22 protein-coding genes and 1 pseudogene are annotated in these 21,346 nt (G+C 70.7%); 13 read left to right on the forward strand and 10 right to left on the reverse strand.

Annotated features, from left to right (window positions below; genetic code table 11):
- Positions 1-66 precede the first annotated feature (66 nt).
- From ACWD3C_RS37380 to ACWD3C_RS37400, 5 genes are all read right to left on the reverse strand, one after another.
- Complete coding sequence (locus ACWD3C_RS37380; RefSeq protein WP_451151207.1) at positions 67-699, reverse strand: TetR/AcrR family transcriptional regulator; 633 nt, start codon at positions 697-699, stop codon at positions 67-69.
- On the reverse strand, positions 696-1,376 hold the full coding sequence (locus tag ACWD3C_RS37385) for a DUF4166 domain-containing protein (protein ID WP_451151209.1): 681 nt from the start codon (positions 1,374-1,376) through the stop codon (positions 696-698). Before ACWD3C_RS37385 ends, ACWD3C_RS37380 begins: the two co-directional genes overlap by 4 nt.
- Positions 1,373-2,137, reverse strand: coding sequence for a hypothetical protein (locus ACWD3C_RS37390; RefSeq protein ID WP_451151211.1), 765 nt, complete (start codon positions 2,135-2,137; stop codon positions 1,373-1,375). The genes ACWD3C_RS37385 and ACWD3C_RS37390 overlap by 4 nt, the downstream gene beginning before the upstream one ends.
- 194 nt (positions 2,138-2,331) lie before the next feature.
- Positions 2,332-2,625 (reverse strand): MTH1187 family thiamine-binding protein, encoded by a 294-nt coding sequence (locus ACWD3C_RS37395; RefSeq protein WP_361279343.1) that lies wholly within the window; start codon positions 2,623-2,625, stop codon positions 2,332-2,334.
- Positions 2,622-2,975 carry a DUF3817 domain-containing protein gene (locus ACWD3C_RS37400; RefSeq protein WP_451151214.1) on the reverse strand — a complete coding sequence of 118 codons (354 nt, stop codon included), beginning with the start codon at positions 2,973-2,975 and terminating at the stop codon, positions 2,622-2,624. The genes ACWD3C_RS37395 and ACWD3C_RS37400 overlap by 4 nt, the downstream gene beginning before the upstream one ends.
- A 189-nt stretch (positions 2,976-3,164) precedes the next feature.
- Here ACWD3C_RS37400 and ACWD3C_RS37405 point away from each other — a divergent pair, with 189 nt between their 5' ends.
- The 4 genes from ACWD3C_RS37405 to ACWD3C_RS37420 all read left to right on the forward strand — a co-directional run bounded on the left by ACWD3C_RS37405 (position 3,165) and on the right by ACWD3C_RS37420 (position 5,822).
- A complete protein-coding gene (locus ACWD3C_RS37405) occupies positions 3,165-3,797 on the forward strand; it encodes an AIM24 family protein (protein WP_451151216.1) in 633 nt (210 codons plus the stop codon).
- Between the two features lies 1 nt (position 3,798).
- A complete protein-coding gene (locus ACWD3C_RS37410) occupies positions 3,799-4,449 on the forward strand; it encodes an AIM24 family protein (RefSeq protein ID WP_451151218.1) in 651 nt (216 codons plus the stop codon).
- Positions 4,446-5,249: an AIM24 family protein gene (locus ACWD3C_RS37415; RefSeq protein WP_451151220.1), complete on the forward strand. Its 804-nt coding sequence runs from the start codon at positions 4,446-4,448 to the stop codon at positions 5,247-5,249. Before ACWD3C_RS37410 ends, ACWD3C_RS37415 begins: the two co-directional genes overlap by 4 nt.
- A 96-nt stretch (positions 5,250-5,345) precedes the next feature.
- Positions 5,346-5,822 (forward strand): MarR family winged helix-turn-helix transcriptional regulator, encoded by a 477-nt coding sequence (locus ACWD3C_RS37420; protein WP_451151222.1) that lies wholly within the window; start codon positions 5,346-5,348, stop codon positions 5,820-5,822.
- Between the two features lie 13 nt (positions 5,823-5,835).
- Here the strand turns inward: ACWD3C_RS37420 and ACWD3C_RS37425 are convergent.
- Positions 5,836-6,016: pseudogene (locus tag ACWD3C_RS37425) on the reverse strand (ATP-binding protein); the annotation flags it as partial.
- Positions 6,017-6,120: 104 nt separating this feature from the next.
- On the opposite strand from ACWD3C_RS37425, the gene ACWD3C_RS37430 reads away from it, so the two are divergent.
- Positions 6,121-6,336 carry a hypothetical protein gene (locus ACWD3C_RS37430; protein ID WP_451151224.1) on the forward strand — a complete coding sequence of 72 codons (216 nt, stop codon included), beginning with the start codon at positions 6,121-6,123 and terminating at the stop codon, positions 6,334-6,336.
- Between the two features lie 398 nt (positions 6,337-6,734).
- On the opposite strand, the gene meaB is transcribed toward ACWD3C_RS37430, so the two are convergent.
- Both meaB and ACWD3C_RS37440 read right to left on the reverse strand, forming a co-directional pair.
- The gene (gene meaB / locus ACWD3C_RS37435) at positions 6,735-7,691 is read right to left on the reverse strand and encodes a methylmalonyl Co-A mutase-associated GTPase MeaB (RefSeq protein ID WP_451151226.1); all 957 of its coding nucleotides are present in this window, start codon (positions 7,689-7,691) and stop codon (positions 6,735-6,737) included.
- 91 nt (positions 7,692-7,782) lie between these two features.
- On the reverse strand, positions 7,783-8,985 hold the full coding sequence (locus ACWD3C_RS37440; protein WP_451151228.1) for an acetyl-CoA C-acetyltransferase: 1,203 nt from the start codon (positions 8,983-8,985) through the stop codon (positions 7,783-7,785).
- A 148-nt stretch (positions 8,986-9,133) separates the two neighbouring features.
- On the opposite strand from ACWD3C_RS37440, the gene mce reads away from it, so the two are divergent.
- The 7 genes from mce (at position 9,134) to ACWD3C_RS37475 (ending at position 18,975) form a co-directional block, all read left to right on the forward strand.
- Positions 9,134-9,574 (forward strand): methylmalonyl-CoA epimerase, encoded by a 441-nt coding sequence (mce, locus tag ACWD3C_RS37445; RefSeq protein WP_451151230.1) that lies wholly within the window; start codon positions 9,134-9,136, stop codon positions 9,572-9,574.
- A gap of 301 nt (positions 9,575-9,875) precedes the next feature.
- On the forward strand, positions 9,876-13,724 hold the full coding sequence (scy, locus tag ACWD3C_RS37450) for a polarized growth protein Scy (RefSeq protein ID WP_451151232.1): 3,849 nt from the start codon (positions 9,876-9,878) through the stop codon (positions 13,722-13,724).
- Positions 13,725-13,908: 184 nt separating this feature from the next.
- Complete coding sequence (locus tag ACWD3C_RS37455; protein ID WP_451151234.1) at positions 13,909-14,847, forward strand: cellulose-binding protein; 939 nt, start codon at positions 13,909-13,911, stop codon at positions 14,845-14,847.
- Positions 14,848-14,924: 77 nt separating this feature from the next.
- A complete protein-coding gene (locus tag ACWD3C_RS37460; protein WP_451151236.1) occupies positions 14,925-15,875 on the forward strand; it encodes an ATP-binding cassette domain-containing protein in 951 nt (316 codons plus the stop codon).
- A 2-nt stretch (positions 15,876-15,877) separates the two neighbouring features.
- On the forward strand, positions 15,878-16,648 hold the full coding sequence (locus tag ACWD3C_RS37465) for an ABC transporter permease (RefSeq protein WP_451151238.1): 771 nt from the start codon (positions 15,878-15,880) through the stop codon (positions 16,646-16,648).
- 306 nt (positions 16,649-16,954) lie between these two features.
- Positions 16,955-18,136, forward strand: a complete 1,182-nt coding sequence (locus ACWD3C_RS37470; protein ID WP_451151240.1) for an ABC transporter ATP-binding protein — start codon at positions 16,955-16,957, stop codon at positions 18,134-18,136.
- Positions 18,133-18,975: an ABC transporter permease gene (locus tag ACWD3C_RS37475; RefSeq protein WP_451151242.1), complete on the forward strand. Its 843-nt coding sequence runs from the start codon at positions 18,133-18,135 to the stop codon at positions 18,973-18,975. The genes ACWD3C_RS37470 and ACWD3C_RS37475 overlap by 4 nt, the downstream gene beginning before the upstream one ends.
- A 145-nt stretch (positions 18,976-19,120) precedes the next feature.
- Here the strand turns inward: ACWD3C_RS37475 and ACWD3C_RS37480 are convergent, their stop codons facing one another.
- The gene (locus tag ACWD3C_RS37480; RefSeq protein ID WP_451151244.1) at positions 19,121-19,465 is read right to left on the reverse strand and encodes an ATP/GTP-binding protein; all 345 of its coding nucleotides are present in this window, start codon (positions 19,463-19,465) and stop codon (positions 19,121-19,123) included.
- A 235-nt stretch (positions 19,466-19,700) separates the two neighbouring features.
- On the opposite strand from ACWD3C_RS37480, the gene ACWD3C_RS37485 reads away from it, so the two are divergent.
- Positions 19,701-20,729 (forward strand): LLM class flavin-dependent oxidoreductase, encoded by a 1,029-nt coding sequence (locus ACWD3C_RS37485; protein ID WP_451151246.1) that lies wholly within the window; start codon positions 19,701-19,703, stop codon positions 20,727-20,729.
- A 137-nt stretch (positions 20,730-20,866) separates the two neighbouring features.
- Here ACWD3C_RS37485 and ACWD3C_RS37490 read toward each other — a convergent pair whose 3' ends face one another.
- Positions 20,867-21,259, reverse strand: coding sequence for an SCO5389 family protein (locus ACWD3C_RS37490; RefSeq protein ID WP_451151248.1), 393 nt, complete (start codon positions 21,257-21,259; stop codon positions 20,867-20,869).
- Positions 21,260-21,346 lie beyond the last annotated feature (87 nt).

Raw genomic sequence — 21,346 nt, forward strand, 5'->3', positions numbered from 1 at the left:
CAGCCCCGTCTCGCTTTTCGGGCGGCGGGGGCGAGAACAAAGCCCGTACCCCAGTCGGCGGCAGGCTCAGCGTTGGGACGCTCGCCGCAGCTGGTGCCGTACCGCACGTTGGGCGACCGGCCCGAGGGACTCCAGGGCGGCGACCAGGGTCGCGAGGTGCTGAAGGGCGGCGAGGGCGGAGTGGGCGCCCTCGGGGTCGACGCCCTCGTACAGCTCGATGCCGACGAAGGACGCGGCGACGGCCCGGGCCAGCCCCGAGGGGTCGGCGAAGTCGCCCAGGGGGCTGCCCGCGAGGACCCGCGTGAGGATCTTCTCGATCTCCGTGATCCAGAGGTCCAGCCCCGCCACCGTGGCGGGAGCCAGCCGCGGCTGGGTCTGGGCCCCGGCGAGCAGCTGACCGAGGACGGCCACGTGCCCCTCGGCCCGCTCCTCCTCGTGCATCTCCCGCCCGAACTCCAACAGCTCGGCCAGCGAACCGATCTCCGACAGACGGGGCCGGTAACGCGCCACCCGCTGCTCCGCCCCGTGCCGGCACGCCGCCGCCAGCAACTCGTCCACGGACCCGAAGTGGTAGAAGACGAGCGCCTGGTTCACCCCCGCCGATGCCGCGATCGTCCGCGCGGACGTCTTCGCGATCCCCTGCTCGACGAGCGTCCGCAACGCCCCCTCCAGCAACTTGACCTTCGTCGCCTCGCTCACGCCCGCGCCTCCTCGCGGACGGGCCGCAGGCCGGGGCGTACGCCACACGCGCGGACATCCATGTACGAGGCCGCGAAGGACCCCTCGTACCCGAACAGCGGACCGAAGTGCCGGTTCACCACCCGTACCCGGATCCGAAAGCGCCCCGTCGACTCGTCGAACGACTCCCTCACCTCCGCGTCCCCGCCGATGAGTTCGGGTACGCGTACGTCCACCGGCCCCTCCCGGAACCGGTGCTCACCGGAGCGGATGAGCAGCGAACCGTCGGGCTCCGCGCCGAAGTGCAGGTCACTGGCGAGGTGCTGATGCGTGCCGAGGTAGTCCAGGACACGGTCGCCCTTGGGGCTCAGGACCATCTGGGCGTCGAATCGGCGGGAGCGGCCGGGGAGTTGGAAGGTGCGCACGAAGGTCACCGTCTCACGGCCGAAGCCGTCGACGTACGGGATGTTCTCGATCGTGAAGGGCACGGCGCGGCCCGTGCGGGGGACGAGGATGTTGCGGGTGCCGCCCAGGAGCAGGAACGGCTTGACGAAGCCCCGGCCGTGCCAGACGCGGTCCATCACCCCGCGGCCGACGCATGCCTCACCGCTCGCCAGGCCCACGGAGAAGCGGCGCCGCAGTTCCGGATGGAGGCGGTCGAAGTCGGCGCCCATCACCGTACGGAAGATCGAGGTCATGACCGGCGCTCCAGGGTCGTGAGAAGTCGGGGGGTACGCGCGCGCGTGGGCGGGGTCCGAAGGCAGCGGCGGGCCGCCGGGGTGCCGGGCAGGGGTGGCACGACGAGGGCTGCCAGGACGGCGAGGACCGCGAGTACCGGGGTCGCGAACAGCGTGAGCGGGGCCAGCGGGCCCGCCGTGCCCACGAGCGCCCCGTACGCCAGGCCGGAGCCCGCAAGGGCGATCACCAGGGTCCGTACGGCCAGTTCGGCCAGCCATCGGCGCAGCGCCCGCTCGGGGGTGACGCCCCGCTCCAGCCACAGCCTGAGCCGGTCGAAGGACCAGGCCGTGGCCCAGCCCATGAGGGGGCGGAACAGCAGCCGGTCGGCCACGGCGCCGAAGCGGCCCCAGCGCGGGCGGTAGTCGTAGCCGGTGAGGAAGCGGACACCGTCCCCGTCCGGGACGTACCGCCAGTAGCCGCTGCCCTCGGCGAGGAGCGACAGGGGGTGCGGTGAGGCGAAGCGGAGGGCGGAGGTGCGGGTGCCGTCGGGGCGTTCCTTCTCCCCGGCGGACATGCCCGTTCCGGCGACGGTCAGGAAGGGCAGCACGCGCGTGGCGTACCGGAAGCGCTGTGGCTCGCTCTCCGCGCGCGGGAGGTAGTCGATCTCCGTGAAGCGCAGGTCCCAGCGCTGGTGCCGCGCGGGCTCCTGGGTGCGCGCCCAGAGGTCGTCGAGGTCGGCGCGTATGTGCGCCTCCACGTACAGACCGTTCGGCCCTTTCATCGCAAACCCCCATGCCGACGGCACCTTTTGAGCGACTGCTCAACATCGCCGATGGGCAGACTACATGCTTTTGAGCGGTTGCTCAAATGGCGGGCACAAGAAAACCCCGGCCCGGAAGGGCCGGGGTTTTCCTCTTACGGGCTCTACGGGGTTTCCTCGACAGGGTCTTCCTCGACGAGGTCGTCCTCGCGCACTCAGGCGGACAAGTGCCGCTCCACCGTCTCCACCTTCGACGTGAGGCCGTCCGTCACTCCGGGGCGGATGTCCGCCTTCAGGACGAGCGACACCCGGGGCGCCCGCTCCTCGACGGCGGCGACGGCGCGCTTCACGACGTCCATGACCTCGTCCCAGTCGCCCTCGACCGAGGTGAACATCGCGTCGGTGCGATGGGGCAGGCCCGACTCACGGACGACGCGCACGGCGTCGGCGACGTACTCCCCGACGTCCTCGCCGACGCCGAGGGGCGTCACGGAGAAGGCGACGATCATGCGCCGACGGTCCCTTCCTTGCGAACGCGGGAGGCGATCGCGGCGTCGACCGCGTTCTCGGCCTCACGCTTGAGCATGCGCTCGGCGAAGAAGCCGCCGGCGGGCAGGACGGAGAGGACGAAGTAGAGGGCCGCCCGCCCGAGGGGCCACTTGGCGCGGTTCCAGGCGTCGGCCCAGAAGATCACGTACAGGATGAAGAGGATGCCGTGGATCATGCCCATCACGGGCACCGCGTTGAACTCCGTGGTCCGCTTCAGCACCGAGCAGACGAGCAGGAGGAGGAAGGAGACGGCCTCGGGGGCGGAGACGAGGCGCAGACGGCGGAGGGCGGAGGCGGTCTTGATGTCCACGGGTCGGGTCACCTTCGGTGGGGTCGGCGAGTCGGCACGCTTTGTGAACGTACGCACAAGCGTTTGGCCCATTGTGGCATCCGGCCCAGCGGCCCCCTTCCGGTACCCCTAAGGGGCCGATCAGGGTCGAGATCCACCCACAGGCTCTGTCCCCGTGACCTATCGGACAGCTACCTTCACCCCGTGGCGATGTTCCGACTTCAAGGCAGCAAGGTGCTCGCCGTCGACATGACCGGGGACGCCGTGAAGGCGAAAAACGGCTCGATGGTCGCGTACGACGGGCAGATGGCGTTCAAGAAACTGAGCGGCGGTGGTGAGGGGATCCGCGGGATGGTGACGCGGCGCCTCACCGGTGAACAGATGACGGTGATGGAGGTTAAGGGGAACGGGACGTGCTGGTTCGCGGACCGGGCCTCCGACATCAACCTCGTGAGTCTCCAGGGGGACAAGCTGTACGTGGAGTCGAGCAACCTGCTCGCGGCGGACGGCGGACTGCGCACGGGTACGTCCTTCACGGGGCTGCGTGGCGCCTCGCAGGGCAACGGGCTGTTCACGACGACCGTCGAGGGCCACGGGCAGGCGGCAATCATGTCCGACGGCCCGATGGTCGTGCTGCGGGTGAGCCGGCAGTACCCGCTGACCGTGGACCCGGGCGCGTATGTCGCGCACCAGGGCGATGTCCGGCAGTCCTTCCAGTCCGGTGTGACGTTCCGCACGCTCATGGGTGAGGGCGGCGGCGAGGCCTTCCAGATCCGCTTCGAGGGCGACGGCCTGGTGTACATCCAGCCGAGCGAGCGGAACACGATCGCGGGGGACGTGTGACATGCCTTTCCGTGAGATCAACTCCAAGATGATCGAAGCGACGGTCGTGCCCGGCCAGCGGCTGTTCAGCCAGCGCGGCGCGATGCTCGCCTACAAGGGCGAGGTGTCCTTCACCCCGAACATGCAGGGCGGCCAGGGCGGGGTCATGTCGATGATCGGCCGCCGGGTCGCGAACGAGGCCACCCCGCTGATGACCGTCGAGGGCAGCGGCACGGTCCTCTTCGGGCACGGCGGCCACCACATCGAGGTGATCAACCTCTCCGGGGACACCCTGTACGTCGAGGCCGACCGTCTGCTCGCCTTCGACGGCACGCTGGAGCAGGGCACGATGTTCATGGGCTCGCAGGGCGGGGTCATGGGCATGGTCCGGGGCCAGGTGACAGGCCAGGGCCTGTTCACCACCACCCTCAAGGGCCACGGCGCGGTCGCCGTCATGGCGCACGGCGGGGTCATCGAGGTCCCGATCACCCCGCAGCGCCCGGTCCATGTCGACCCGCAGGCGTACGTGGCCCACCACGGCGACGTGCGCAACAAGCTGTCCACCGCGCTCGGCTGGCGCGACATGGTGGGCCGAGGCTCGGGCGAGGCGTTCCAGCTGGAGCTGAGCGGCAGTGGCGCGGTGTACGTCCAGGCGTCGGAGGAGAAGCTGTGAGCACGTACGGAACTCCGGGCGCCGGTCCCGTGGTCCACGACCCGATGACGCTGCCGAGCGACGACAACGTCGACAGTTACACCTTCTGCGTGGAGCTCAAGGGGAGCCAGTGGTTCCTGCAGAAGGGGAAGATGATCGCGTACTACGGGTCGATGGAGTTCAACGGCATCGGCCACGGGCGCCTCGACCGTCTCGTCCGTACGTCGTTCCATTCGCCTCTGCACGCGAGTGACTGGGTCGTGGCGGAGGGCTCGGGCAAGATGCTCCTCGCCGACCGGGCCTTCGACGTGAATTCGTACGACCTGGAGGACGGCAACCTGACCATTCGCTCAGGCAACCTCCTCGCATTTCAGCCAAGTCTGTCCCTGAAGCAGTCGATCGTTCCGGGTTTTCTCACCTTGATCGGAACCGGGAAGTTCGTGGCGGCGTCCAACGGGCCTGTGGTGTTCATGGAGCCCCCGATCCGGGTCGACCCGCAGGCGCTGGTCGGCTGGGCCGACTGCCCCTCGCCCTGCCACCACTACGACCACGGGTACATGACGGGCGTGCTGGGCGGTCTACGTGCGATGACGGGCATCGGCGGGACCTCCGGGGAAGAGCACCAGTTCGAGTTCGTCGGGGCGGGCACCGTCCTGCTCCAGTCCTCCGAGGCGCTCATGGCCGAGCAGGCCACGGGAGTCGTGCCGCACGAGCCCGGCGTACCGGGCGGCGGCGGGGTACCCGGCTCGCACGGACAGCAGGCCGGGGCACCGCGTCTTCCCGGACAGCTGGGGGACCTCCAGCGTCGCTTCGGGCTGTGAGCGGTAGTCTGCGGAGTGTGACTTCGAACGTGTGCACACAAGTCGCACCAAAACCCTCACTAGTTCGCCTTTCAACATCTTAGGTAGACTTCATTCATGGAGACCGAGACGGCCACGCGCTGGCTGACCGATGCGGAGCAGTGCGCCTGGCGCACCCACCTGGAGGTCAACAGGCTTTTGACCCACCAGCTCGAAAGAGACCTCCAGCCGTTCGGCCTGACAATGAACGACTACGAGATCCTGGTGAATCTCTCCGAGTCGGAGGGCCTACGGATGCGGATGAGCGACCTCGCGTCCGCCACCCTCCAGTCCAAGAGCCGCCTCTCGCACCAGATCACACGCATGGAGAACGCGAACCTGGTACGGCGGGAGAACTGCGAGTCCGACCGCCGGGGGCTGTATGCCGTGCTCACCGAGCACGGCATGGAGACGATGAAGAAGGTCGCGCCCCATCATGTGGCGTCTGTGCGGCAGCACTTCATCGACCTGCTGTCCCCCGAGGCCCTGGCGGAGCTCGACAGGGACCTCAAGCCGATCGCGGAGCATCTGCGCAGTCAGCGTGGACGCCCGTAGGTCACGGACCCGGCTACTGAGCGCCGGGCAGGCGGAGTTCGAACAGGGCTCCGCCTGTCGGCGCTTCGCGGACGGTGAGCGTGCCGCCGTGCCGTACGGCGACGTCGCGGGCGATGGCGAGACCCAGCCCCGCGCCGCCGCCGTCACGGCTACGGGCCTCGTCGAGGCGTACGAACCCGCTCGAAGATCCCCTCCCGGTCGCCCTCGGGCACCCCGTCCGCGTCATCGGCGACCCCGGCCACGGCCCACCGACCGTCCCGCCGCACGGTCACGGCCACCGCCGAGCTCGCCATCGAGCGTGGCCGTGCCGCTGGTGAACTCGGTCTCCGTGTCGATCTCGCCGGATTCGACGGAGGCAGCCGTCGTCGGAGTCGCCCTCACCCGCGTCATCGGCGTCGTCGCCGGGTCCTCGCCGGGGTCCGTCGTGCCGGCCGACGTCTGCGGCCGTACCCCCAGGGGCTCCGCCCCTTCGACCCCGCTGGGACTGCCGCCCCAGACCCCGCTTCGGCCCTGAACGGGCCTCGTCCTCAAACGCCGGACGGGCTGGATGTTGCCGACCGGCGCCGGGAAGCGACCGTGGGCAGGCACCCCAGCAGCGTCGCCCCCAGCGGGTGGGCGGGGGTTGGAGATGGCCGTACCTGCCCTCAAGCACCGGACCGGCCGAATGATGCCGACCCGCATCGCGAAACGCAGCGTCGGGAAGCTCCGCGCCAGGAGCATTCCGAGGCCGGCCTCCTGGCCGACCGAGTCGGGTGGTGGGTGGGCGAAGGCCCGGAGGTCTGGGGGCGGAGCCCCCAGCGGGTGGGCGAAGGCCCGGAGGTCTGGGGGCGGAGCCCCCAGCGGGTGGGCGGAGGTTCGGGACGGCCGTACCCGCCCTCCAACGCCGACGGGCTCAGTGCGTACGTGCCGGCCTCAGCCCCGCGTCAGCCCCGTCACCAACTCGTCCGCCGCCCGGTAGGGATCCAGTTCCCCCGCCACGATCCGCTCCGCCAGCGAACCCAGTCGGCGGTCGCCGTGCAGGTCGGCGATTCGCTCGCGCAGGGCCGTGACGGCGATGGTCTCCACCTCGACGGCGGCGCGGGTCAGCCGGCGTTCGGTCAGTACTCCCCGCTCCTCCATCCACGCCCGGTGCTTCTCCAGCGCCTCGACGACCTCGTCGATGCCCTCCGCGCGCGCGGCGACCGTCTTCACGATCGGCGGACGCCAGTCGCCGGGGCTGCGGGACTCGCCGAGGCCGAGCATGTGGTTGAGCTCGCGGGCGGTGGCGTCGGCACCGTCGCGGTCGGCCTTGTTGACGACGTAGACGTCGCCGATCTCCAGGATTCCGGCCTTGGCCGCCTGGATGCCGTCGCCCATGCCAGGGGCCAGGAGGACGACCGAGGTGTCGGCCTGGGACGCGATCTCCACCTCCGACTGGCCGACACCGACCGTCTCGACCAGGATCACGTCGCAGCCCGCCGCGTCCAGGACGCGGAGCGCCTGCGGGGCCGCCCAGGCCAGGCCGCCCAGGTGGCCCCGGGTCGCCATCGAGCGGATGTAGACGCCGGGGTCGGAGGCGTGCTCCGACATCCGGACGCGGTCGCCGAGCAGGGCGCCGCCCGAGAACGGCGAGGACGGGTCGACGGCCAGGACGCCGACCCGCTTGCCCTGCTTGCGGTACGCCGTCACCAGCGCCGACGTCGATGTCGACTTGCCGACACCCGGTGATCCCGTCAGGCCCACCACATACGCTCCGCCGGTCAGCGGGGCCAGCGTCGCCATGACCTCCCTGAGCTGCGGGGACGCCCCCTCCACCAGGGAGATCAGCCGGGCCACGGCCCGCGGCCGGCCCTCCCTCGCCTGGGCCACCAGTGTGGAGACGTCCTGCATCACAGCTCCGTTCCGAGTAGATCCGAATAGATCCGAATAGATCCCAGTAGACCCGAGTAGACCCGAGTGGAGACGTACGAAGTACGGCTTCTCAGGCCTTGGGTACCCGCACGATCAGCGCGTCACCCTGCCCGCCGCCACCGCACAGCGCGGCCGCGCCGACGCCACCACCCCGGCGCTTCAGCTCCAGGGCGAGATGGAGTACGAGACGGGCGCCCGACATGCCGATCGGGTGCCCGAGGGCGATCGCGCCACCGTTGACGTTCACCTTTTCCGTGGAAACACCAAGGTCGTTCATTGACTGGACGGCGACGGCGGCGAAAGCCTCGTTGATCTCGATGAGGTCGAGGTCCGAGACCTCCAGGCCCTCCTTCTTCAGGGCGTGCCGGATGGCGTTGGACGGCTGCGACTGCAGAGAGTTGTCCGGGCCGGCGACGTTTCCGTGGGCGCCGATCTCGGCGATCCACTCCAGGCCGAGTTCCTGCGCCTTGGCCTTGCTCATCACGACCACGGCCGCCGCACCGTCCGAGATCTGGGAGGAGGAACCGGCCGTGATCGTGCCGTCCTTCGTGAACGCGGGGCGCAGCTTGGCGAGGGACTCGGCGGTCGTCTCGCCGCGGATGCCTTCGTCCTGGCTGAAAACGACCGGGTCGCCCTTGCGCTGCGGGATCTCGACCGGGGTGATCTCGGCCTCGAAGACGCCGTTCTTCTGCGCGGCGGCGGCCCGCTGGTGGGAGAGGGCGGCCACCGCGTCCTGCTCCTCGCGCCCGAGAGCGAGCCGGGTGTTGTGCTTCTCGGTCGACTCGCCCATGGCGATGTTCTCGAAGACGTCGGTCAGGCCGTCGTACGCCATCGCGTCGAGCATCTGCACCGCGCCGTACTTGAAGCCCTCGCGGGACTTCGGCAGCAGATGGGGGGCGTTCGTCATCGACTCCTGGCCGCCGGCCACCACGATGTCGAACTCGCCGGCGCGGATCAGCTGGTCCGCGAGCGCGATCGCGTCGAGGCCCGACAGGCACACCTTGTTGACCGTGAGCGCCGGGACGCTCATCGGGATGCCCGCCTTGACCGCGGCCTGGCGTGCCGGGATCTGCCCTGCCCCGGCCTGGAGCACCTGGCCCATGATCACGTACTGCACCTGGTCGCCACCGATCCCCGCACGGTCGAGGGCCGCCTTGATCGCGAAGCCTCCGAGGTCGGCTCCGGAGAAGGACTTCAGCGAGCCCAGCAACCTCCCCATGGGTGTACGGGCGCCCGCGACGATCACCGAGGTACTGCTGTTCGTTCCAGACATGAGGTGCGATCCCCTTCCAGCTTGGAAAGCCGAGGAGTGAACGAGGGTTTACTTCGAATGTACTGAGGGGTAGTCCATCGCGTCATCGGGCCGACGGTGTGATCGCGCGCACGTTGCGTAACCACCTCCGGAGCGCTGCACTAACACCATGCTGACGCGAATCGACCACATCGGGATCGCCTGCTTCGACCTCGACAAGACAGTCGAGTTCTACCGGGCCACGTACGGCTTCGAGGTGTTCCACTCCGAGGTCAACGAGGAGCAGGGCGTGCGCGAGGCCATGTTGAAGATCAACAATACGGACGACGGGGGTGCCTCCTACCTCCAGCTCCTCGAACCCACCCGCGAGGACTCCACCGTCGCGAAGTGGCTGGCGAAGAACGGGGAGGGGGTGCACCACATCGCTTTCGGCACGGCAGACGTCGACGGCGACGCCGCCGAGATCCGCGGCAAGGGCGTACGCGTCCTGTACGAGGAGCCACGGCGCGGCTCCATGGGGTCGCGGATCACGTTCCTGCACCCCAAGGATTGCCATGGCGTACTGACAGAACTGGTCACTTCGGCGCCAGTTGAGTCACCTGAGCACTGACCCGCGTACATATGGGCCGGTAGGGTTGGGAGCGGCCGCCACCTCGTGCGGGAGGCGGCCGAGGTCCTGCCGCCTTCCGACGACAGGACCATGGGCCTGCGGTCGATGGCGTTCCCTGGGTTTTCCCTCGGTGTCGCCTTCCGACGGCAGGGTCCAAGGGCCGGGGTCCAGGTTTCGGGGGACGAGGGTGAGGGCGCCAGCCCCACCGTTGATCTGACACCATTCCCCGGGGGCCCCGTTCGGCGGATGGACGTGGCTCGTTTGGAGAAGCTTGCGACCAGGGGACGGATGGGACCGCGCAGTGCGGGGCTACGAACGCCAGGAGCGAGAGCCGGCGGCTGACGTCGACCACCTCTCTCGGTTCGAGGCCGAGATGGAGCGGCTGAAGACCGAGCGGGAAAAGGCGATTCAGCACGCCGAGGACCTCGGCTACCAGGTCGAGGTGCTGCGCGCCAAGCTGCACGAGGCGCGCCGCACCCTCATGTCCCGGCCCGCGTTCGACGGGTCCGACATCGGCTACCAGGCCGAGCAGATGCTCCGCAACGCCCAGATGCAGGCCGACCAGCTGCGCGCCGACGCCGAGCGCGAGCTGAGCCAGGCCCGCGCGCAGACCCAGCGCATCCTCCAGGAGCACGCCGAGCAGGCCGCCCGGCTGCAGGCCGAGCTGCACGCGGAGGCCGTGTCCCGCCGCCAGCAGCTGGACCAGGAGCTGGCCGAGCGCCGGCAGACCGTCGAGTCGCACGTCAACGAGAACGTGTCGTGGGCCGAGCAGCTGCGCGCCCGCTCCGAGCAGCAGGCCCGCCGTCTCCTCGACGAGTCCCGCGCCGAGGCCGACCAGGCGCTGGCCGCCGCCCGCGCCGAGGCCGAGCGGATCGCGTCCGAGGCCAGGCAGCGGGTCGAGGGCGACGCGGAGGCGGCCCGGTCCGAGGCCGACCAGATCCTGCGCCGGGCCCGCGCGGAGGCCGAGCGGCTGCTGAACGCGGCCTCCACGCAGGCCCAGGAGGCCACCGAGCACGCCGAGCAGTTGCGCTCGTCCTCGGCCACCGAGTCGGACAGCGCCCGCCGCCAGGCCTCCGAGCTGAGCCGGGCCGCCGAGCAGCGGATGACGGAGGCCGAGTCGGCGCTGCGCGAGGCACGGGCCGAGGCGGACAAGGTGGTCGCCGAGGCGAAGGAGGCCGCCGCCAAGGCCCTGGCGAGCGCCGAGTCGACGAACGAGCAGCGCACGCGGACGGCGAAGGAACAGGTCGCCCGGCTGGTCGGCGAGGCCACCAAGGAGGCGGAGGCCACCAAGGCGTCCGCCGAGGAGGTGGTGGCGGACGCCAAGGCGGAGGCCGAGAAGCTCCTCGCCGAGGCGGCCGAGAAGGCGCGCTCCATCACCGCCGAGGAGACCGCCTCCCAGCTCGCCAAGACGGCCAAGACCGCCGAGGACGTCCTCAACAAGGCGTCGGAGGACGCCAAGAACACCACCAAGGCCGCCGCCGAGGAGGCCGAGCGGATCCGCAGCGAGGCGGAGGCCGAGGCCGACCGGCTGCGCGCGGAGGCGCACGACATCGCCGAGCAGCTCAAGGGCGCGGCGAAGGACGACACCAAGGAGTACCGCGCCAAGACGGTCGAGCTGCAGGAGGAGGCGCGCCGGCTGCGCGGCGAGGCCGAGCAGCTGCGGGCGGACGCGGTCGCCGAGGGCGAGAAGATCCGCTCCGAGGCCCGGCGCGAAGCCGTCCAGCAGATCGAGGAGGCGGCGAAGACCGCCGAGGAACTGCTCGCCAAGGCCAAGGCCGATGCCGATGAGCTGCGTACGACGGCCACGACGGACAGCGAGAAGGTCCGCACCGAGGCCATCGAGCGGGCCACGACGCTGCGCCGGCAGGCCGAGGAGACCCTCGACCGCACCCGCAAGGAGGCCGAGCGGCACCGCGCGGAGGCCGTCGAGCAGTCCGAGGCGGTCAGGGAAGAGGCCGAGCAGGCGGCGCGGGACCTGCGTGAGGAGACCGAGCGCGCGGTCGAGGCCCGGCAGGCGGAGGCCGCCGAGGAGCTGGACCGGCTGCGCGCCGAGGCCGAGCAGCGGCTCACCTCGGCCGAGCAGGCGCTCACCGACGCCCGCGAGGAGGCCGAGCGGATCCGCCGCGAGGCCGCCGAGGAGGGCGACCGGCTGCGGTCCGAGGCCGCCGAGCGCATCCGTACGCTCCAGGCGCAGGCCGAGGCCGAGGCCGAGCGGGTGCGCACCGAGGCCGCCTCCGACGCGTCCGCCTCCCGGGCCGAGGGCGAGGCCGTCGCCGTACGCCTGCGGTCCGAGGCGGCGTCCGAGGCCGAGCGGCTGAAGGCGGAGGCGCAGGACACCGCCGACCGGATCCGCAGCGAGGCGCAGGCCGCGGCCGAGCGGCTGGCGGCCGAGAGCGCCGAGACGCTGTCCGCCGCGCAGGAGGAGGCCGCCCGGCGCCGCCGTGAGGCCGAGGAGCTCCTCGGTTCCGCCCGGCAGGAGGCCGACCAGGAGCGCGAGCGGGCCCGCGAGCAGAGCGAGGAGCTGCTGGCCTCGGCGCGCAAGCGGGTGGAGGAGGCCGAGGCCGAGGCGCTGCGGCTGGTCGAGGAGGCGGACCGGCGGGCCACCGAGATGGTGTCGGCCGCCGAACAGCACGCCCAGCAGGTACGGGACTCCGTGGCCGGGCTGCACGAGCAGGCCCAGGAGGAGATCGCCGGGCTGCGCAGCGCCGCCGAGCACGCGGCGGACCGTACGCGGCGGGAGGCCCAGGAGGAGTCGGACCGGGTCCGTGCCGACGCGTACGCGGAGCGGGAGCGGGCCGCCGAGGACGCGGCCCGTGTCCGGCGGCAGGCGTCCGAGGAGTCGGAGGCCGCCAAGTCCCTTGCCGAGCGCACGGTCGCGGAGGCGATCACCGAGGCGGAGCGGGTGCGTTCGGACGCCTCGGAGCATGCCCAGCGGGTGCGGACCCAGGCGTCGGACACCATCGCCCAGGCCGAGCAGGACGCGTCGCGCACCCGGGCGGACGCCCGCGAGGACGCCAACCGCATCCGCTCGGACGCGGCGACCCAGGCGGACACCCTCATCACCGAGGTGACGGCCGAGGCGGAGCGGCTGACGAACGAGACGGCCGCCGAGGCCGAGCGGGTGCGGACCGAGTCCGTCGCCAAGGCCGACAGGCTCGTCTCGGACGCGACGAGCGAGGCCGAGCGGCTGCGCGCGGAGGCGGCCGAGACGGTGGGCTCCGCGCGGCAGCACGCCGAGCGGGTCCGGGCCGAGGCCGAGCGCGTCGAGGCGGACGCCCTGGCCGAGGCCGAGCGGGTCACCACGGCGGCCCGCGAGGAGGCCGACCGGACGCTGGACGAGGCCCGCAAGGACGCCAACAAGCGGCGCTCCGAGGCGGCCGAGCAGGTCGACAAGCTGATCACGGAGACCGCGGCCGAGGCCGACAAGCTGCTCTCGGAGGCGCAGCAGAACGCGCACAAGACCACCGCGGACGCCGAGGGGCAGGCCGACAGCATGGTCGGCGCGGCCCGCAAGGAGGCCGACCGGCTGGTCTCGGAGGCGACCGTGGAGGGCAACTCCCTGGTGGAGAAGGCCCGTACGGACGCCGACGACCTGCTGGTCGGCGCGCGCCGGGACGCGACCGCGATAAGGGAGCGCGCCGAGGAGCTGCGCGACCGCATCACGTCCGAGATCGAGGAACTGCACGAGCGGGCCCGCCGTGAGGCCACCGAGACGATGAAGAACGCGGGCGACCGCTGCGACGCGCTGATCAAGGCCTCCGAGGAGCAGTTGGAGAAGGCTCAGGCGAAGGCGAAGGATCTGGTCTCGGAGGCCAACTCCGAGGCGGGCAAGGTCCGTATCGCCGCCGTGAAGAAGGCCGAGGGTCTCCTGAAGGAGGCCGAGCAGAAGAAGAACACGCTCATCCGCGAGGCCGAGGAGCTCAAGGCCGAGGCCGTCCGCGAGGCCAGGCGCACGGTCGAGGAGGGCAAGCGCGAGCTGGAGGTCCTGGTGCGGCGCCGCGAGGACATCAATGCGGAGATTTCCCGTGTCCAGGACGTGCTGGAAGCGTTGGAGTCTTTTGAGGCTCCGTCGAGCGGCAAGGACTCAGGCGTCAAGGCGGGCGCCGCCGCGGGTGCGACCCGATCGGGTGGCAAAGCGTCAGACAGCTAGCCAGAAGGGCCGATCCGTGCTTGCCGGGGACCTCGTTTACAACGTTTCTGGCAAGCTTTCCGCCGCTTCGCCACTCAAAAGGGGTGTCATTCTCCAGATCAAACGCGCATCTGCTCGATGACACGCCGCTTCGCCCCCTAGGATTCCACCTATCACCTCACCGGTCTCATTCGACAGGAACCCCATGAGCGACACTTCCCCCTACGGCTTCGAGCTTGTGCGGCGTGGATACGACCGCGCTCAGGTGGACGAACGTATCTCCAAGCTCGTCTCCGACCGTGACAGCGCTCTCGCCCGCATCACCGCTCTGGAGAAGCGCATCGAGGAACTCCACCTCGAAACGCAGAACGCCCAGGCAGCGGTCACCGACGCCGAGCCGTCCTACGCCGGCCTCGGCGCCCGCGTCGAGAAGATCCTCCGCCTCGCCGAGGAGGAGGCGAAGGACCTGCGCGAGGAGGCCCGGCGCGCTGCCGAGCAGCACCGCGAGCTCGCCGAGTCCGCGGCCCAGCAGGTGCGCAACGACGCCGAGTCGTTCGCCGCGGACCGCAAGGCCAAGGCGGAGGACGAGGGCGTCCGGATCGTCGAGAAGGCCAAGAGCGACGCCTCCGCGCTGCGTACCGAGGCCCAGAAGGACGCGCAGTCCAAGCGCGAGGAGGCCGACGCCCTCTTCGAGGAGACCCGCGCCAAGGCCGCGCAGGCCGCCGCCGACTTCGAGACGAACCTCGCCAAGCGCCGCGAGCAGTCCGAGCGCGACCTCGCCTCGCGTCAGGCCAAGGCCGAGAAGCGCCTCGCCGAGATCGAGCACCGCGCCGAGCAGCTCCGCCTGGAGGCCGAGAAGCTCCGCACCGACGCCGAGCGCCGTGCCCGCCAGACGGTGGAGACGGCTCAGCGCCAGGCCGAGGACATCGTGGCCGACGCCAACGCCAAGGCCGACCGGATCCGTTCGGAATCCGAGCGCGAGCTGGCCGCCCTCACCAACCGCCGCGACTCGATCAACGCCCAGCTCACGAACGTCCGCGAGATGCTCGCGACGCTCACGGGCGCCGCGGTGGCCGCGGCCGGCCAGCCGGCCGGGGACGACGAGCCGATCACCCGTGGGGTTCCGGCGCAGCAGTCCCGGTAACACCTGAGCACATCCCCGTGCGAAGCCCCCTGCCGCTTCCGGTGGCAGGGGGCTTTGTCACGTTTTAGCGTGGCCACATGATCGAGATCGAGGGGCTGGCCAAGCGGTACGGCGAGAAGATGGCGGTCAACCACCTCACGTTCACCGTCAGACCGGGCATCGTGACCGGGTTCCTCGGGCCGAACGGCGCCGGGAAGTCGACCACGATGCGGATGATGCTCGGCCTCGACCGGCCGACCGCGGGCGACGTCCGCATCGACGGCAGGCACTACGACCGGCTCAGGGACCCGCTGAAGTACATCGGCGCCCTCCTCGACGCCAAGGCCGTCCACGGCGGCCGCAGCGCCTTCAACCACCTTCTGTGCCTCGCCCAGAGCAACGGCATCCCCCGGGCCCGCGTGCACGAGGTCCTCGACACCGTCGGCCTGACCGCCGTGGCCCGCAAGAAGTCCAAGGGCTTCTCCTTCGGCATGTGCCAACGGCTCGGCATCGCGGCCGCGCTCCTCGGCGACCCCCGGGTGCTGCTCTTCGACGAGCCGGTCAACGGCCTCGACCCCGAGGGCATCCACTGGATCCGCACCCTCATGAAATCCCTGGCCGTGCAGGGCCGTACGGTCTTCGTCTCCTCCCACCTCATGAGCGAGATGGCGCTGACCGCCGACCACCTCGTCGTCATCGGCCAGGGCCGGCTGCTCGCCGACACCTCCATGGTGGAATTCATCCGGCGCAACTCACGGTCGTACGTCCGTATCCGCACCCCGCAGCGGGAAGGGCTGCTCGATGCGCTGTACGGGGCGGGGATCACGGTCGTCCAAACGGGCGGCGGCGTGCTCGAAGTGGACAACGGAAAGCCCGAGCACATCGGCGAGCTGGCCGCGCGGCACCACATCGTGCTGCACGAGCTGAGCCCCCAACAGGCCTCGCTGGAGGAGGCGTTCATGCGGCTGACGGCCGAGTCGGTGGAGTACCACGCGCACACCGGGGCTCCGCCTCAGGAGTGGGGCGACGGCTGGAAGAAGGGGGCCTGAGCATGGCGGCGACCCAGGTGATCCGGTCCGAGTGGACCAAGATCCGTTCCGTGGCCTCCACCGTGTGGACGCTCTCCCTCGCCGTGGTCGTCACCCTCGCGCTCGGCATGCTGATCTCGGCGCTGTCGAGGAACGAGTTCGACAACCTGAGCCGGCGGGACCAGCTCTCCTTCGACCCGACGTTCATCAGCTTCGCCGGCATGAGCCTCGGTCAGCTCGCGATGATCGTGTTCGGGGTGCTCGTCGTCTCGAACGAGTACAGCACGGGCATGATCCGTACGTCCCTGGCCGCCGTCCCGCAGCGGGGCACGTTCCTCTTCAGCAAGCTCGCGGTGGCGACGCTGCTCGCCTTCGTGGTCGGCCTCGCGACCAGCTTCGCGGCCTTCCTCCTCGGGCAGGCGATGCTCGGCTCGCACAAGGCCTCGATCGGCGACCCCGGGGTCCTGCGCGCCGTCATCGGCGGCGGGCTCTACATGACCCTCATCGCCCTGTTCTCCATGGGCGTCGCGGCGATGCTCCGCAGCCCGATGCTCTCCCTCGGCATCCTCATGCCGTTCTTCTTCCTGATCTCCAGCATCCTCGGCAACGTCGACGCCACGAAGAAGATCGGCCGCTACCTGCCCGACCAGGCCGGCAGCAAGATCATGCAGGTGGTCACCCCGACCGACAACGACACGCCGTACGGGCCCTGGGGCGGGCTGGGAATCATGGTGCTGTGGGTGGTGGGGGCTCTGGCCGGGGGGTATGTGCTCCTCAAGAGACGGGATGCGTAGACGCTCCGCTCGGGGGACGGTGCGGGGCGCATTGCCGGTGTACGGGGATGAGTTGCCCGTGTCGCGGGGGTGCGGCGCCCTGCCGTCGCCGGACGGGTCGCCGTCCGTGCGTACCGGACCGGAAGTCGGCACCCCGCGCGCCCCTGACCAGGCACGACGCGTTCCTGACAAAGATCGGTGCGCTTCCCCTGCCTGACCTGCGCACTTTTACTTTCCTTTGACTGGAACCGTCGGCGCCCCGATATCCTCCTAACTCTTACGGGGGCGTGCGCCCCGACGTCCTGAACCTTTCGATGGGTGCGGAGCATGATCGAGGCAGTCGGCCTGACGAAGCGCTACGGCGCCAAGACAGCCGTGTACAACCTTTCCTTCCAGGTCAGGCCGGGCGCCGTCACCGGCTTCCTCGGGCCGAACGGCTCGGGCAAGTCGACGACGATGCGGATGATCCTCGGCCTGGACAACCCCACGGCGGGGTCGGTGACAGTCAGCGGCTACCCGTACCGGAGGCTCCCGAACGCACCCCGACAGGTCGGCGCCCTGCTCGACGCCAAGGCCGTGCACGGGGGCCGCAGCGCCCGCAGCCACCTGCTCTGCCTGGCGCAGCTGTCGGGCATCCCGGCCCGGCGTGTCGACGAGGTGCTCGGTGTCGTCGGTCTGCAGGACGTGGCCCGGAAGCGGTCCAAGGGGTTCTCGCTCGGCATGGGCCAGCGGCTCGGCATCGCGGCCGCGCTCCTCGGCGACCCTCAGGTGCTGCTCTTCGACGAGCCGGTCAACGGCCTCGACCCCGAGGGCATCCTCTGGGTGCGCAACCTGATGAAGTCCCTCGCGGCGGAGGGCCGTACGGTCTTCGTCTCCTCCCACCTCATGAGCGAGATGGCGCTGACCGCCGACCACCTCATCGTGATCGGTCGCGGGCAGCTGCTCGCCGACATGACCATCACGGACTTCATCTCCGCCAACTCCGCCGACTTCGCGCGCGTACGCACGCCCGACACCGAGCCGCAGCTGCGCGAGAAGCTGACGACCGCGATCACCGAGGCGGGCGGGCACGTGCTCCCCGAGGTGGACGGCGCGCTGCGCGTCACCGGGCTGCCGCTGCCCCGCATCAGCGACATCGCGCACGAGTCCGACGTACGCCTGTGGGAGCTGTCGCCCCACCAGGCCTCGCTGGAGGAGGCGTACATGCGGATGACACAGGGCGCGGTCGACTACCGCTCGACGATCGACCAGCGGTCCGGGCTCCAGCAACCGCTGCCGCCCGGCACGCAGCCGCCGATGCCGGTTCCGGGGCAGGGCCAGCCGGGCTGGTACGCCCCGCCGCCGCCCCAGCAGGGCGGCCAGCCCTTCACGATGCCCCAGGGCCAGCCGCCGGCCGGTCCGTACGGCGCCCCGGCTCCGGCCGCGCCGAACCCGTACGCCGCTCCCGCCGCCCCCGCCGCTCCTGCCCCCGCGCCCGCCGACCTGAACAAGCCCGAGGACGCCCGATGAGCACGCCCCAGCCTCCCGTGACCCAGCAGCCCGCGCCCGACTGGCAGGCGGCGCCCGGCGCCTCGTACACCTCCCCGATCCCGGTGACCCGCACCCACCTCGGGCACGCGCTCGCCTCCGAGTGGACGAAGATCAAGTCGGTCCGTTCGACGATGTGGACGCTGGGCATCTTCCTGCTCCTGGTCATCGGCATCGGCTTCCTCGTCGCCGTACAGACCACCGCCGGGGACTACGCCGAGGTCCCGTACACCATCCCGGCCTTCTTCGGTCTGGTCCTCGGGCAGATCTGCCTGATCACACTGGGCGTGCTGGTGATCTCGTCGGAGTACGGCACGGGCATGATCCGTACGACGTTCACGGCCTCGCCGCAGCGGCACCGGGTGCTCACCGCCAAGCTGCTGATCTTCTTCGTCGTCGCGTTCGTGGTGTCGGCCTTCGCCATCGGGCTGGTCGGCCTGTTCACGTCGGGCATGCACGGCGGCTCGTCGGAGGTCCCGTGGGGCGGCACGGTCGTCAAGGGCGCCCTCTACGTCTCGCTGCTCGGCGTCCTCGCGCTCGCGGTGGGTTCGATGCTGCGGCACTCGGCGGGCGCGATCACCGCGATGCTCGGTGTCGTCCTGGTGCCCGCGATCCTGCCCGCGTTCCTGCTGATCTCGGAGAGCATGCGCACGATCGGCGAGAAGATGCTGGACTACAACGCCCCCAACTCCCTCGCCCAGATCTTCTCCCTGGGCACCGAGGAAGGCGGGACCGGCGGCCCCCAACTGGTCCTGCTCGCGGGCGTGACGGCCGCGGCCATCATCGGCGCGTTCGTACTGCTGGAGCGCCGGGACGTCTGACCCGGGCCAAACGCTCCGCTGGAAGTCCGGTGCATCACCTGCGGGCCCGTCGTGGCTGGTCGCGCCCACGCGGCGGAGCCGCATATCGATACAGCCCCGTGCCCCGTACGGGGCGCGGTACCGCATCGTACTTCGCCAAGGCCGCTTAGAACCGTGGTGCGTTACGGGACCGCTGCACCCGCGAGGTGCGGCGGTCCTTCGCGTTCCAGCAGGCCTTGTGCCAGTGGCGGCGGTCGTCGACGCCGGAGTGCTGGGGCCAGGCGACGACGTGCGGCATGCCGGAGGGGATCATCTGGTCGCAGCCCGGGCAGCGGTACGTCTTGCCCTGGGCACTCGCGCCCGCCACATGACGTACGTTCCAGTCCTCGCCCCGCCAGTACTCGGTGGACTGCCAGCCGCCGTAACGGTCGGGCCGGTCGGAGGTGTCCGTAGACGCACTCCGGCCGGACGAAGAACCGGCGCCCTTGGGTCGGTTGCGGCGCGGGGACACAGAACACCTCACGGGGGTATCGCGGAGAGCACGGGCTGCCGTCCAGCCTACGCGGGCGACACCAGGGGTAGCCGTACCTCAGGAACCGCTTCAGAACCTCTCCGCACCCACCCCGCCCGGCGCATTCTCCAGACAATCCGCAAATCTCCTCGCAAGGCCGTGTCTTCGGCACGTGTCACGCGGTTATGCCGGGTGGGGGAGCTCCGGGTCGGAGCCCGAGAAAGCAGGAAGTGCGATGCACGTAGGAAGTTTTGTACTGGCGGCCCAGTTCCCGGGACAGGGCCAAGGGGAGGCGCTGCACCGCGCGGTGCGGTCGGCGGAGGTCGCCGAGGAGGCGGGGCTCGACTCGGTATGGCTGGCCGAGCACCACTTCGTGCCGTACGGGACGTGCCCGTCGGCGATCACACTCGCCGCGTTACTGCTCGGACGCACCCGGCGCATCCGGGTCGGCACGGCGGTCAGCGTCCTGCCCACCACCCACCCCGTCACCCTCGGCGAGCAGGCCGCACTCCTGCATGTGACCTCCGGCGGCCGCTTCTCGCTGGGCGTGGGCCGCGGGGGTCCCTGGGTCGACCTGGAGGTGTTCGGGGCGGGGATCGAGGCGTACGAGAAGGGGTTCCCGGAGTCACTCGATCTGCTGGTGCGCTGGCTGCGCGAACCGTCGGTGGCGGCCGAGGGGGAACGGTTCAGCTTCCGTGAAGTCCCGGTCGTCCCGCGCCCGTCGGAGGACCTGAGCGACGCCCCCGGGCCCGAGGTCGTCGTCGCCTGCACCTCCCCCGCCAGCGTCCGGCTCGCGGCCGAGCGTGGGTTGTCGATGCTGCTGGGGATGCACGTCGGCGACGAGGAGAAGGCCGAGATGGTGGCAATGTGGCGCGATTGCGCTCGTGCGGCGGGGCGTTCGGGAGACGAGATCGCCGCTGCCGCCCATGTCTCGGCCGGCGTCTGCCAGATCGCCGACCGGCGTATCGACGCGGTCGAGGCACTCGCCAAGGCGATGCCGGGGTGGTTGATGCAGGGGCTGGACGCCCATGTCACGATCGACGGCCGCGACCGCGCGATGCGCGACCCGGTGGCGTACACCGAACTCCTCTGCGGGCTGCACCCGGTGGGGACCCCGCGTCTGTGCGCCGACCGGCTGGCCGCCACGTCCGAGCGAACCGGCGTCTCACGGTTCGCCCTCCTCGTCGAGGGGTCGGGGGACCTGGCCGCCACGGAGGAGAACGTACGGCGGTTGGGCGCCGAGGTACTTCCTCACCTCGGCTGAAGCCCCTGTGACCCACCCGTCACCGACCGAACAACCGTCCCCACAAAGGCCGCCGCAGACGAACGGCGGGAGCTTGCCGCCCCGGTACCTGAATGCACCTCCCGCGGACGGGGCGGCAAGCATGCGGCATCACCGCTTCAGCAGTCCCGGAACTCCGGCGACTGGTTCAGCAGCTGACTGCGGACCGAGGTGAAGCGCGCCAGCGTGTCGTCCACCGAGTCGTCCAGCGGGAACACCGCCACCCGGTGGCAGTTCTGAAAGGCCAGCCGAACACCGAAGTGCCGCTGCAGCGCACCGCGTATCGCGTCACTCGCGAGCGCACGCAGCAGCTGGCCACGTGCCTGCTCGTCCGGCGGCGGCGTCTGGTTGTCGGCGAACCTTCCGCCGTCGACCTTCAGCTGGGCCACCAGGGAGCTGATCATCTCCCAGGCATAGGGCAGGGAGGTCCGGACGCAGTCGACGAAGGCGGCTTCGTCGACCTCGCCTCGCTCGGCCTGTTCGAGTAGGGCCGGTGAGACGTCGAGCGACATGGGTTCTCCTCTCGCACCCCCACGGCAGCAGGGGTTGACGGACGGGGCGGGGAATTCGCGATACCGAACACGCTGTGTATACGCACC

This window comes from Streptomyces sp. NPDC002845, assembly GCF_053591955.1.